Origin of the sequence: Neobacillus cucumis (assembly GCF_002860255.1) — a bacterium.
In the GTDB taxonomy this organism is placed as follows: domain Bacteria; phylum Bacillota; class Bacilli; order Bacillales; family Cytobacillaceae; genus Neobacillus; species Neobacillus cucumis_A.
Genome location: NZ_PGVE01000050.1, coordinates 1 through 12,832 on the forward strand (window position 1 = coordinate 1; position 12,832 = coordinate 12,832).

12 protein-coding genes are annotated in these 12,832 nt (G+C 40.4%); 10 read left to right on the forward strand and 2 right to left on the reverse strand.

Translation table 11 applies throughout. The features are described from left to right. Window positions 1–413 precede the first annotated feature (413 nt). From CVD27_RS12930 to CVD27_RS12955, 6 genes are all read left to right on the forward strand, one after another. A complete protein-coding gene (locus tag CVD27_RS12930) occupies window positions 414–1,619 on the forward strand; it encodes an MFS transporter (protein WP_101648324.1) in 1,206 nt (401 codons plus the stop codon). Window positions 1,620–1,927: 308 nt separating this feature from the next. Beyond that, window positions 1,928–3,100: an ABC transporter substrate-binding protein gene (locus CVD27_RS12935; protein ID WP_101648325.1), complete on the forward strand. Its 1,173-nt coding sequence runs from the start codon at window positions 1,928–1,930 to the stop codon at window positions 3,098–3,100. Between the two features lie 174 nt (window positions 3,101–3,274). Further along, window positions 3,275–4,153, forward strand: a complete 879-nt coding sequence (locus CVD27_RS12940) for a branched-chain amino acid ABC transporter permease (protein WP_101648326.1) — start codon at window positions 3,275–3,277, stop codon at window positions 4,151–4,153. 15 nt (window positions 4,154–4,168) lie between these two features. Further along, complete coding sequence (locus CVD27_RS12945) at window positions 4,169–5,143, forward strand: branched-chain amino acid ABC transporter permease (RefSeq protein ID WP_101648327.1); 975 nt, start codon at window positions 4,169–4,171, stop codon at window positions 5,141–5,143. Beyond that, window positions 5,118–5,897 carry an ABC transporter ATP-binding protein gene (locus CVD27_RS12950; RefSeq protein ID WP_101648328.1) on the forward strand — a complete coding sequence of 260 codons (780 nt, stop codon included), beginning with the start codon at window positions 5,118–5,120 and terminating at the stop codon, window positions 5,895–5,897. The genes CVD27_RS12945 and CVD27_RS12950 overlap by 26 nt, the downstream gene beginning before the upstream one ends. Before the next feature lies 1 nt (window position 5,898). Continuing rightward, on the forward strand, window positions 5,899–6,606 hold the full coding sequence (locus tag CVD27_RS12955; protein ID WP_101648329.1) for an ABC transporter ATP-binding protein: 708 nt from the start codon (window positions 5,899–5,901) through the stop codon (window positions 6,604–6,606). Between the two features lie 110 nt (window positions 6,607–6,716). Here CVD27_RS12955 and CVD27_RS12960 read toward each other — a convergent pair whose 3' ends face one another. Beyond that, a complete protein-coding gene (locus CVD27_RS12960; protein WP_101648330.1) occupies window positions 6,717–8,525 on the reverse strand; it encodes a TIGR04190 family B12-binding domain/radical SAM domain protein in 1,809 nt (602 codons plus the stop codon). A gap of 517 nt (window positions 8,526–9,042) precedes the next feature. Here CVD27_RS12960 and ybaK point away from each other — a divergent pair. Continuing rightward, complete coding sequence (gene ybaK, locus CVD27_RS12965) at window positions 9,043–9,519, forward strand: Cys-tRNA(Pro) deacylase (RefSeq protein WP_101648331.1); 477 nt, start codon at window positions 9,043–9,045, stop codon at window positions 9,517–9,519. A 207-nt stretch (window positions 9,520–9,726) separates the two neighbouring features. After that, window positions 9,727–10,833: a PRK06851 family protein gene (locus tag CVD27_RS12970; protein WP_101648332.1), complete on the forward strand. Its 1,107-nt coding sequence runs from the start codon at window positions 9,727–9,729 to the stop codon at window positions 10,831–10,833. Window positions 10,834–10,860: 27 nt separating this feature from the next. Here CVD27_RS12970 and CVD27_RS28115 read toward each other — a convergent pair whose 3' ends face one another. Continuing rightward, window positions 10,861–11,016 (reverse strand): hypothetical protein, encoded by a 156-nt coding sequence (locus tag CVD27_RS28115; protein ID WP_180960268.1) that lies wholly within the window; start codon window positions 11,014–11,016, stop codon window positions 10,861–10,863. Between the two features lie 116 nt (window positions 11,017–11,132). Here CVD27_RS28115 and CVD27_RS12975 point away from each other — a divergent pair, with 116 nt between their 5' ends. Then, window positions 11,133–11,810, forward strand: a complete 678-nt coding sequence (locus CVD27_RS12975) for a DNA alkylation repair protein (RefSeq protein WP_101648333.1) — start codon at window positions 11,133–11,135, stop codon at window positions 11,808–11,810. A 110-nt stretch (window positions 11,811–11,920) separates the two neighbouring features. Then, the gene (locus tag CVD27_RS12980; protein ID WP_101648334.1) at window positions 11,921–12,775 is read left to right on the forward strand and encodes an HAD family hydrolase; all 855 of its coding nucleotides are present in this window, start codon (window positions 11,921–11,923) and stop codon (window positions 12,773–12,775) included. Window positions 12,776–12,832: the final 57 nt, after the last annotated feature.

A 12,832-nucleotide genomic window follows, 5' to 3' on the forward strand; every position in this document is an offset into this window, starting at 1 on the left:
TTATAGATGAAGGGTCGACAAAAAGGGCTCTAGCCGACCGAGAGTCTTCAAATTTATAGATGAAGGGTCGACAATGAGGGCTCTAGCCGACCGGGAGTCTTCAAATTTATAAATGAAGGGTCGACAATAAGGGCTTTAGCCGACCGGGAGTCTTCAATTTATAGATGAAGAGTCGTCAGTAAGCACTCTTCGGGTCAGACAGTTTTTATTTTATTAGGAGAAGGGTTACACCTTGGATTAAATAGGGATGAAAGACGGAGAATGCGTTGGGTATTCTCTTTTTTTTGATTAGTTAATGACAGATGTCAAGACAACTGATAAAATACCTTATGAATAATAGTATTATCCCTTCAGACCTAAAAAAAGGTTTTTAGGGAATAATGTAAATACATGTTGTACATAGGGGGATCATCATGAAAAATAAGAAGGAAATATCCACCCGAAGATTGCTTGGAATAGCTGGCATGGGCTGGATGTTCGATGCTATGGACGTGGGGATGCTCAGCTTTATTATTGCTGCCCTGAAGGTGGAATGGAATTTAACACCAGGTGAGATGGGCTGGATTGGCAGTATCAATTCCATTGGGATGGCTGTAGGGGCACTTATTTTTGGATTAATGGCAGACCGGGTTGGCAGGAAAAATGTTTTTATCATCACATTACTCCTGTTCTCAGTGGGGAGTGGTCTCTCAGCCCTTACTACATCACTTGCAGCCTTTTTGGTCCTAAGGTTCTTTATCGGTGCTGGCTTGGGCGGTGAGCTGCCGGTGGCCTCTACTCTTGTTTCGGAAAGTGTTTCTGCCGAAAGGCGCGGCCGGATCGTTGTTTTGCTCGAAAGTTTTTGGGCAGGCGGCTGGTTAGTAGCGGCCGTCATATCATACTTTATCATCCCGAAATTTGGCTGGCAGATTGCCCTAGTCATTAGTGCGATTCCTGCGCTATACGCCCTATATTTGCGAATGGGGCTTCCCGATTCGCCTCGTTTTACAGCAGTAAAAGAAAAGCATAAGACATCGATGCGTGAAAGTCTGCAGAAATTATTTTCTAAGGAATACGGACGTCAAACAGCCATGCTTTGGATTGTATGGTTCTGTGTTGTCTTTTCCTATTACGGAATGTTTTTATGGCTTCCTAGTGTGATGGTCATGAAAGGCTTCAGCCTAATCAAGAGCTTCCAATATGTACTGATTATGACAATCGCCCAGCTGCCTGGATACTTTACAGCAGCATGGTTTATTGAAAAATTTGGCCGGAAATTTGTCTTAGTTGTTTACTTAATTGGAACAGCGATAAGTGCTTATTTCTTTGGTACAGCGGACACTACGGCCATGCTGATGACCTCTGGTATTCTGTTATCCTTCTTTAACCTTGGTGCCTGGGGAGGATTATATGCTTATTCACCGGAACAGTATCCAACCATAATCCGCGGGACAGGTACTGGCTTTGCGGCCGCAGTAGGGCGTATTGGCGGCGTACTTGGGCCATTATTAGTTGGGAACCTAGTGGCCAAGCAGGTATCGATTTCATCTATCTTTATAATCTTCTGTATTTCGATTTTAATTGGAGCGTTTGCTGTCTTTATTTTAGGAAAAGAAACGAAAAATAAAGAATTAGTATAACAATTACTTGTAAGGGATTCCAAAAAAAGGAATCCTTTTTTCGTTTAAACGAACAGGAGAATATATTTAGACAAAATAATAAAAATAGATTGCTTTTGAGATTAAAAAGTATTTCGTCATCACTTTATTGTAATAAAGCGTTTATACTGGAAAAACTTTTTAATTTTCTTATTCTTTTAATTATTTTAAAATAACTGTATAATAAGACTAGACGAACCCCTAAATATTATGTACAATGTTTTCAGAATATTATAAAAAGGTTATACAAAGGTCTTGGGTCATTTTCTTAAAAAATAGGGGGTAGTTGGATGAGGAAGAGGAAATTAGCAGGAATCTTTATGTCTTTTATGGTGGCAGCCGGTGTGATGGCAGGATGTAATTCAAGTACAAGCGGAAGTGAAGAAAAAGGCGGCACGATTAAAATTGGTGCGAACCTGGAGCTATCCGGCGGTGTTGCATCATATGGCCAATCAGCAAAAGAAGGTATTGAATTGGCAATTGCGGAAATTAACAAAAAAGGCATTGACGGCAAAAAACTAGAACTAGTAACGGTCGACAATAAATCCGATGCAGCAGAAGCTACAAGCGGTGCACTAAAACTGGCTACGCAAGATAAAGTGGCAGCAATGATTGGTGCAGCAACAAGTACAAACACCCTTGCCCAAGTACAGATTGCCCAAGATAATAAAATTCCACTAATTACACCAACTGCAACCAACGCAACGATTACGTTTAAAGATGGAAAATTGAACGACTTTGTTTTCCGTACATGTTTCATTGACCCATTCCAAGGCACAGTTGCAGCAAACTTTGCAACCAATGATTTAAAAGCTAAAAGCGCTGCTGTTTTAATTGACAGCTCAAGTGATTACTCAAAAGGACTTGCAGCTTCTTTTAAAAAGGCATTTAAAGCAAATGGCGGCAAGATTGTAGCCGAGGAAGCATATGTGGCGAAGGATACAGATTTCCATGCTACCCTAACAAGGATCAAAGCTGCAAATCCAGATTACGTCTTCCTGCCTGGTTTCTATGAAGAAGTGGGTCTCATTGTCAAACAAGCTCGCGAGCTTGGTCTAAATGTACCATTTATGGGCGGAGATGGCTGGGATTCTCCTAAACTAGTAGATATAGCAGGTGCAGCTTCATTACAGAACACATACATTACCAACCACTATTCTTCAGGTGATAGTGACAAAAAGGTTCAAGACTTTGTTTCAGCATTTAAAGCAAAGTATGATGGTAAATCACCGGATGCCTTTGCTGCATTAGGTTATGATACGGTGTATTTCGTTGCCGATGCCATCAAGCGTGCAGGAAGCAGCGATCCTAAGAAAATCCAAAAGGCACTTGCGGAAACAGATGGTCTAGAACTTGTATCAGGTAAAGTAAAGCTAGATAAGAACCATGATCCAATTAAGGCCGCTGTTATTCTGGAATACGTAAACGGCCAGCAACAATATAAAACGAAGGTAAATCCATAATTAGAAAAGCTGCATTGCTAGATTGGACAAATTTATAGTTTGCCAAAGGAATAGGGAGCGATGATGTCTCCCTATTCCCAATTTATAAGAGAAAAATAAGTTTTCTAACTTAATAAACATGTAAACCTCAAATAGAAAAAGAAAACAGGAGTTCATCAGAAGGAGTGTAAACATATGGAGTTAATACAGCAGCTCGTAAATGGAATATCCTTAGGCAGTATCTATGCTTTGATTGCCCTAGGATATACAATGGTCTACGGAATTGTAAAATTAATTAATTTTGCCCATGGAGATGTCTTCATGGTAGGTGCATTTATTGGTTTTTATTCTATTACTGTTCTTCATGTAGGATTTTTCCCGGCATTACTTATATCAATGGCGGTTTGTGCCATCTTTGGTGTATTAATTGAGCGGATTGCCTACAAACCACTACGAAATGCAACAAGAATTGCTGCCCTTATTACGGCAATTGGTGTATCACTGTTCATCGAATATGGAACCATTTATGTTCGCGGCGCTCAGCCAGAAGCCTACCCAAGCGGATTAGTACCTTTAAAAAGTATCGAGATCTTAGGTGTTAAAATTAGCGGCCAGTCGATCCTTATTTTAGGGACATCAATTGTTTTGATGATCCTTCTGCAATTCATTGTTCATAAAACCAAGATTGGTAAAGCCATGCGGGCCGTATCACACGATATGGATGCTGCTAAGTTGATGGGGATTAATGTAAATAATACCATTTCAGCTACCTTTGCGATTGGATCAGCCCTTGCTGGTGCCGCAGGCGTTATTTTCGGAATGTATTATACAAAAATTGAGCCATTGATGGGAATTATCCCAGGTCTTAAAGCCTTCGTTGCTGCCGTCTTAGGCGGAATCGGAATTATTCCGGGTGCCATGACAGGAGGCCTGGTTTTAGGTGTTATTGAGGCACTTGTTAGTGCTGCAGGTTATTCATTATGGCGTGATGGCGTGGCGTTTATTGTGTTAATTTTAATCTTAATTTTCCGCCCGGCAGGTTTATTTGGTAAAAATGTCAGGGAAAAGGTTTAGGGGGTGGCTTAAGCGATGAATATTTTAAGACAAGCAAAGTTTTTCTGGACATCAATCGTTTTAGCCGTAGTATTTGCAGTTGTCATGCAGTTTTTAATTGCCGGTGGTTCGATCAACCAGTTTTATGTGAATACATTATTTTTCATTGGAATTAATATTATTCTAGCGGTTAGTCTTCATTTAATTATCGGGATAACAGGACAGTTTTCAATTGGACATGCTGGCTTCCTGGCCGTCGGTGCCTATGCATCAGCCATCATGACAATGAAATTAAGTATGCCCTTCCCGGTAGCATTAGTAACAGGCGGAGTAGTGGCAGCCATTGCCGGTCTGATTATTGGAATTCCAAGTTTAAGATTACGAGGCGATTATCTTGCGATTGCCACACTTGGTTTCGGAGAGATTGTTAGAATTGTATTTTTAAATTTAGATTATGTTGGCGGAGCAAGCGGGATGACCGTTTCTCATTTAACCACTTGGCCATGGCTGATTGGCTGTGTCATTGTAACCATCTTGGTGATTGTCAACTTTACTAACTCCACGCATGGACGAGCATGTATTTCCATCAGAGAAAATGAAATTGCCGCTGATGCGATGGGAATTAATACAACTTATTATAAAGTAACAGCCTTTGCACTTGGCGCCTTCTTTGCTGGTATTGCCGGTGCACTATACGCACACAACTTTTATATTATCCAGCCGACCAACTTCGGGTTTTTGAAATCATTTGATATTTTAATCTTTGTTGTTCTCGGCGGTTTAGGAAGTATGTCAGGCGCAATTATTGCTGCCATCTTGTTAACCATTATTTCAACGTATCTGCAAAGCTATCCGGAAATCAGGATGGTTATCTATAGTTTAGTACTGATTGTCATGATGCTTTACCGTCCACAAGGACTAATGGGTACAAAAGAAATCACCTCATTCTTTAAGGTTGGTAAATCGGCTAAAGGAGGAATACAGCATGACAGCAAGAACACAGTTGCTTAAAGTAGAAAATGCCGGTATCCGATTTGGCGGCTTAAAGGCTGTTTCTGATGTAAATTTGGAATTAAAAAAGGGTGAACTTGTCGGTTTAATCGGGCCAAACGGCGCAGGTAAAACCACATTTTTCAACCTATTAACAGGTGTTTATGTTCCAACGGAGGGAAGTATTTCTCTCGATGGCGAAAGATTAAACGGATTAGCACCTTATAGAATAACGAAAAAAGGGATCAGCCGGACATTCCAGAATATCCGCTTGTTCAATGAGTTATCCGTTCTGGATAATGTGAAGGTCGCCTATCACTCACTCGCCAAGCATTCTATTTTCAGCTCTATCCTTCGCCTTCCATCCCACTTTTCCGGTGAAAAGGAAATGGAACAAAAGGCGATTGAGTTTTTAAAGATTTTTAAACTTGAACATGTTTTACATGAAAAGGCAAAAAATTTACCGTATGGCCAGCAGCGCCGTTTAGAAATTGCCCGGGCTTTGGCAGCCAATCCTAAGCTGTTGCTTCTTGATGAACCGGCAGCCGGGATGAACCCGCAGGAAACGGAAGAATTAATGAATTTAATCGCGTTAATCCGTGAAAAATTCGACCTAACGATTCTATTAATCGAACACGACATGCTCCTTGTTATGGGCGTATGTGAACGAATCTATGTCCTTGACCATGGCCAGTTGATTGCCGAAGGTACACCAGAACAAATCAGAAGTAATCCAAAAGTCATCGAAGCGTATCTAGGCGAGGAGGTCTCTTAAAATGCTTAAAATCAATGATATAAATGTTTATTACGGGAATATTCACGCCTTAAAAGGAGTTTCTCTAGAAATTAATCAAGGGGAAATCGTTACCTTGATTGGTGCCAATGGTGCAGGGAAAAGTACACTTCTCCAATCCATTTCTGGATTATTAAAACCAAAATCAGGCGAGATCATTTTTGAAAATGAACATGTCGCTGGAAAAGTGGCTCAATCGATCGTAAAACGAGGAATCTCACATGTTCCGGAAGGACGCCGTGTATTTGCGAACATGTCAGTAGAGGAAAATCTTGATTTAGGTGCGTACCTCCGTAAGGATAAAAAAGGAATCAAGGAAGACTTAGAAAATGTTTATCAATTATTCCCGCGTCTTGAAGAGCGCCGTAAGCAGCTATCAGGAACTTTATCAGGCGGGGAGCAGCAAATGCTTGCCATGGGACGTGCTTTAATGGCAAGACCGCGTCTATTGCTGTTAGATGAGCCTTCAATGGGTCTTGCACCATTGTTAGTAAAAACGATCTTCCGGATTATTGAGGAAATCAACCAAACAGGGACAACCATCCTTCTCGTAGAACAAAACGCCAATATGGCCTTGTCCATTGCAGACCGTGCATATGTTATTGAAACGGGGAAAATTGTTGCCTCAGGTTCAGCGGAAGAACTCAGCCAAAGCGATCAAATTAGAGCAGCTTACTTAGGCGGTCATTAATTTTAAGGCTCTGTTAAACGATATTGTTGTTTTTTATACTCTGTTGATTGGAGCGGAAATCAACAGCCCAATTTAAAAAAGGTATCGGAAATGTCCGATACCTTTTTTGTCTAACCTTTTACTTTTTGATAGTCTGTATCCAGTTTAAATTGCTGGCGGCGTTTGGGACTTAAAAAATGTCTAAACTTGTTGACATAATCCTCATATAACTGTTCCATTCCGACTAAGGCAAGAGAAAAGAAGTTTGCATAATTCTTTTGTACTTCCCATTTCAATTCGTTTTTACCGCAGATACTATACTTATTTAATTCCTCTACTTCTTCTTGAATTTTAGCTAATTCAATCGCTTGTTCTTCGGACGGAAGAGAAAGTACATGATCAATTTTCTTAATATATTCCCTTGATTTTTCAATTTTCTCTTTGATATCAAAGTAGTCCCCTTTAGAAATTAAATCATACTCTAATTTGAAGTCATTAAGACGTTCTGCCGCTTCATAGGTAGAATTGACAATATCATTACGTGTCATATCCTTTGTTTCATAGCTGAGCATGTGTTTCCAGGATGGCTGGGTAATGGCCTTCCGATGGTCCTCAAGGGTATGGCAGAACTTTTTATAGCCGTGAACCTCTGGATGCTCAAACGCAGGGCTTGCTGGATCAAGAAACGGTGCTAGTGGAGCCACGAAGTAAAAGACTCTAGGATTCTTATGACAAGCTAAATGAATGGATTCACAGAAATCAATATTTTCAACCGCGCTTGTGTAGGTCTGTCCCGGGATTCCGACCATAAAGAACAGGTCTATCTTTTTACAGCCATTTTTTAAAGCAAAATTAAGAGTATCGATTACTTTTTGGTTGGTACAGCTAAATTTACCATTATAGCGCCTAATTTTTTCATCATGGGTTTCAAGCGTTATTTCAATACTATATTTCGGTACACTTTCGTTTATCATTTGAAAAAATTCCTCATCAGCATATTGGAATAATTCAAACACGATTTCATTTTTTAAATTCAGTTCTTTTAATCGGCTGAAAAACTCTTGAACATATTCCCGCCCGCCTTGCCGCAGATCATGAAGGATAAAAATAGGTGCCCGGCTAAACCGGGAGATGAATTGAATGTCCTCCACAAGCTTTTTCGGCGAGCGTAATGCCAAAGAATTGCGATGACAGTTCTGATCGTAGGCCTCTCTGGAGCCGCCGCAGATTAAACAGTTTTGTGTACACCCTCTTGCGGTTAGCAAGGCAGTGTTTGGATATTGAAGCCAGCCGTTGTAGGGAAGCGGATCCAGAAAGTTCCGATACTTAAACACAGAACGAACCGTATACCGATAGCCGGGAACATCAATATCATCTAGATCCTTTGGTACATATGTAATAGGATTGTAGCCACAGGTAGTTCCCTTTTTCCAAGTCAGGTTCGGTATATCTGCATAATGAGTATTACCTGCCTCAATCTTATTCATGAGTAAAAGCATGAGCTTTTCAGTTGAATCCCCACGCATAACGAAATCAATAAACGGATACTCAATCAATTCTTTATGATAATAAGTAGCTGATAATCCACCAAAGATCACGGGTGTCTCAGGATGGAGGTTTTTAACTACTTTTGCAAGTTCGATACTGCCGTGTGCGTGCGGCAGCCAATGAAGGTCTATGCCGAATGCTTTTGTTTTAATTTTGCGCAGCTTTGCTTCCACATCAAATTTCTCGCTCAGCAGCATCCGGTTGGCTATATTGATAATTTTTACCCTAAGTCCGTACCTCTCTAAATAATCGGCAATACTTGTCAGTCCAATCGGGTACATTTCAAACACGGGTGAGGATGGGACCACATCACTGATGGGACCGGATAGTAAAGGGTTCTTTCTAAAGTCATATACACTCGGTGCATGTAGTAATACTAAATCGTATCTCATTCAAGCTCACCTCAGGTCAATTTAGGGAATTTCTTTTTTTATATAGGCTCTTTTCGTAAACTTTGTTGCTTTTGGACCTAGTTAAGGGCTATTTACTAAGTTACAGGGCAATTTTCGCAATTGTTCTTACGAAAAGATGCCACGATGTATATAGTTATACGGGTCGATAAACTTTTACGAGGAACAACAATTTATGCGAAAATAGCCTTTATATAAGAAGTTTGTGCAATTTCAAACTGAAATGTGAGGATTTTCACAAGGGTTTATGCCAAGCTGGCTGGGCATCTGACCTTTCTCAGTGTTGTTATGGTATGTTCTTAAATTTAGTTTACTATAATAATGGTTTAATAGAGTGACAATCGGGTGACAGATTTTGGGTAATTATGTGTATAATATAGGACTTTTATCCTTAATGTAGAGGGACCAGATGACTGCTGATTTTCTCTTTATGTTGTTCGGAAATCTTAGATGATATAATGGCGATAACGATAAGAAATAGGTTTAAAGGATGATGGCGATGGCACAGATAAAAACAAATGCAATGCGGATACTTGATGCAAAAAAAGTAGACTATGAAATGCTTACATATGATAATAAAGACGGAAAAATTGACGGTATATCGGTTGCTGAAAAGATCGGGAAAAATCCTAAGGAAGTATATAAAACTCTCGTGGTACAAGGGGCCAGGAAAAATATAGTTGTATTTGTTATTCCGGTTGCTGAGGAGCTAGATTTAAAAAAAGCAGCCAAAGCAGCTGGAGAAAAATCTGTCGAAATGCTGCCAATGAAGGACATTCAAAAATGGACTGGGTATATCCGGGGAGGCTGCTCTCCGATTGGAATGAAAAAAGAGTATAGGACCTTCCTCGATGAAAGCAGCAGAAGTCTTGAGACAATAGTTGTCAGTGCCGGGAAAATTGGCGTTCAAATGGTCCTCACACCTGCTAACTTACTGGAAGTGACAAAGGCTGAATTCTACTCAGTGACAAAATAACAGAAGGACTAACAATGAACCCGGGTAAATCATGTAAGATAAATTTTGCATAGGCACTCACCTAATAAACAAGAGAGCATAAGATAAGGTGAAAAGTGAAAGCAGCTGTCAAACGCGATAGTTCAACACTGTTTTTTTGATATCGCTTTCTAATGTGATACCTCTTATGACGGGACGCAAGTTGATTGTTAAAGGGAGTGTTAATAAGTGGCAGGAAAGATTAGAAATTATTTTGCCGGCGGTAATACTGCAAGAGGCTTTTATAGTCTTTACGATTCCAATTTACAAGGATTAGACAGATTGTTTATTTTAAAAGGCGGTCCGGGGACAGGGAAATCCTCGCTGATGAAGAAAATTGGGCAAGAGTGGGTTGAAAAGGGATATGACATCGAACTCTTACATTGTTCATCTGATAACAGCTCGGTCGATGGGGTGATCATTCCTGCATTAAAGGTTGGTCTTGTCGATGGTACGGCTCCGCATGTCATTGAGCCGAAGGCACCGGGCGCAGTCGAGGAATATATTAACCTTGGTGAAGCGTGGAATTCCCGCGCCCTTCATGTCCAGAAAAATAAGATTCAGAAGCTGACAAACCAAATCAGTCATTCGTTTCAACATGCTTATGCAACATTTAAGGAAGCATTGGAAATTCATGATGATTGGGAAAAAATTTATATCAACAGTATGAATTTTAAAAAGGCTGACCAATTAACGAATAAATTAATTGATTCTTTTTTTGGTAAAATGAAGTTAAATAAAACCCCGGATGTCCGTCATCGTTTCTTAGGAGCAGCCACGCCGCAAGGAGCTGTTGATTTTGTTCCGAATTTAACGGAAGAAATTCCGAAACGTTACTTTATCAAAGGGCGTCCAGGGTCCGGAAAATCAACTATGTTGAAAAAGCTGGCCGCTGCAGGGGAAGAGCGCGGCATGGATGTTGAAATTTATCATTGCGGTTTTGATCCGCACAGCTTGGATATGGTTATTTTCAGGGAACTGGGTGTCGCTATTTTTGATAGTACGGCGCCGCATGAATATTTTCCAAGCAGAGATGGCGATGAGATTATTGATATGTATGAGATTTTGATTGAGCCTGGTACAGATGAGCTGTTTGCTGAATTTATCAGTAATATTGCTGAGAAATACAAAAACAAAATGAATGAAGCCACAAGTTACTTGGCTAAGGCCAAGTCCCTGCATGATGAGCTGGAAAAGATTTATGTAGCTGCAATGGATTTTTCCGTTGTGGAAAAAATTCAAGCACGTATTGCTGAGGAAATAAATGTTTTAGCGGGGAGTAAGGTTCAATTGTAAAATGTCGGGGGAATTCCCCCGGCATTTTTACTTATGTGGATTTGTTTTACTTTGCTGCCCTTTGTTCCGTTTATTACCTTTGCTGTTATCACCGCTGACAAACTCAGCTGCAAATTCAGCCTCTGCATGACCTGCTTGAGGTGAGTTTTGGTTTCGGCTGCCTTTATTAAATTTCTTTGTCATCTATGTATCCCCCCTTTTGATAGGATTAGTGTGTGTGATTGGATCATGGGTTTATCCAAATAAAATAAAGGAGAAATTGGGAAATAGTAGAACTATAAGTGGATATGGAGGAGAGGATGATACGGGTGTGGACAAGGATTGCCTTATTATCAAGGATGTTTGAGGATCACCGCAATACCGCTAATGCTGAACCAATGCAGAATTATATGAAAGGCCATTTTCTTTTCCTAGGAATAAAATCTCCTTTGCGCAAAGAAATAGAAAAACAATTTTTTAAGGAAACCGGAATTTTAAATGAGCCTTTTGACAAAGAATTTATAGAGGGACTTTGGAATTTGGAAGAAAGAGAATATCAGTATACAGCCTTAACCTATATGGAAAAGTCGCTGAAGAAGCTGCATAAAAGTGATCTGCCTTTTATGGAATGGCTGATTACAACGAAATCGTGGTGGGACACGGTTGATGCCATTGCTCCTAAACCAGTAGGGAAAATTGCCGTAAGATTCCCAGAGGTCATCGAGGAAACGATTGATGGCTGGTCAGTTCATGAGAATATGTGGCTGCGGAGGGCGGCCATTCTTTTTCAACTAAAATATAAAGAAAAAACAATGGAAGAACGGCTTTATCGGTACATAATGGAAAATGCGTTAAGTAAGGAATTTTTTATTCAAAAAGCTATTGGGTGGGCGTTAAGGGAATATTCTAAAACGAATCCTGCTTCTGTAAAACAATTCATTGACGGCCAAAGATTAGCTCCCTTAAGTGTTCGAGAGGGCAGCAAGTATTTGTATTGAGCAAACCGCGTTATTGTTTAGGCCAATCATGTTAGAATGGCACTAACGCAAAAAAAGTGTTGGTGCCTGTTGGGTGCTAAACCACAGTAAAAACGGAAAAGGTGAACAGCATGATTAAATGTATTGCATCAGACATGGATGGAACATTATTAAATTCAATGCAGCAGATTAGCGAAGAAAATAAACGGGCTATTTTAAAAGCACAGGCAGAAGGCATTGAGTTTGTGGTAGCTACCGGAAGATCCTATCAGGAGGCTACCTATGTGTTATCAGAGGCCGGCTTAACATGTCCTGTCATTTGTGTGAATGGAGCAGAGGTCCGCTCGAAGGAGGGCGAAGTACTCTCTTCTACTCCAATCAGTAAATCCCTTGCAAGAGAGGTTGCGGCTAAATTAAGTGAACATGATGTCTATTACGAGATCTATACAGATAAGGGTGCATACACGATCGATCCGGATAAAGCGGTTTCTATTTTAGTTGACATTGTTGTCAGCGCCAATCCTGAGGTGGATCCTGAGGAGATTAGATCCGCTGCAGGTGCAAGAATCCGTGATGGCTTGATTCATCAAATTGAGGATTACGAGCTTCTTTTCTCCGATGAAAATTTTCTGATTTATAAAGTCTTAGCCTTTTGTTTTGATCGGAATAAACTTCAGGCGGCTGGGGAAGATCTTAAAGATTTCACGGAATTGGATATTACCTCATCGGGTCATGAAAATCTTGAAATAACCAATAAACATGCGCAAAAGGGTCTGGCTCTAGAGGCGTTCGTGAAGGAGAAAGGAATTGACTTGGCTGAGACCATGGCTATCGGCGATAATTTGAATGATGTTTCCATGTTCGAGAGAGCCGGCAGGTCCGTGGCAATGGGAAATGCCAGCTATGAAATTAAGGCGCTGTGTGATGTAATGACGGCAGCCAATGATGAACATGGAGTGGCTCAGGCAATTCTTGAGGTTTTATAGAAAAGATCAACCGATTAAAGAAGCAGCGTGAGCCGGAGAAGGATGACCCCTCACGCC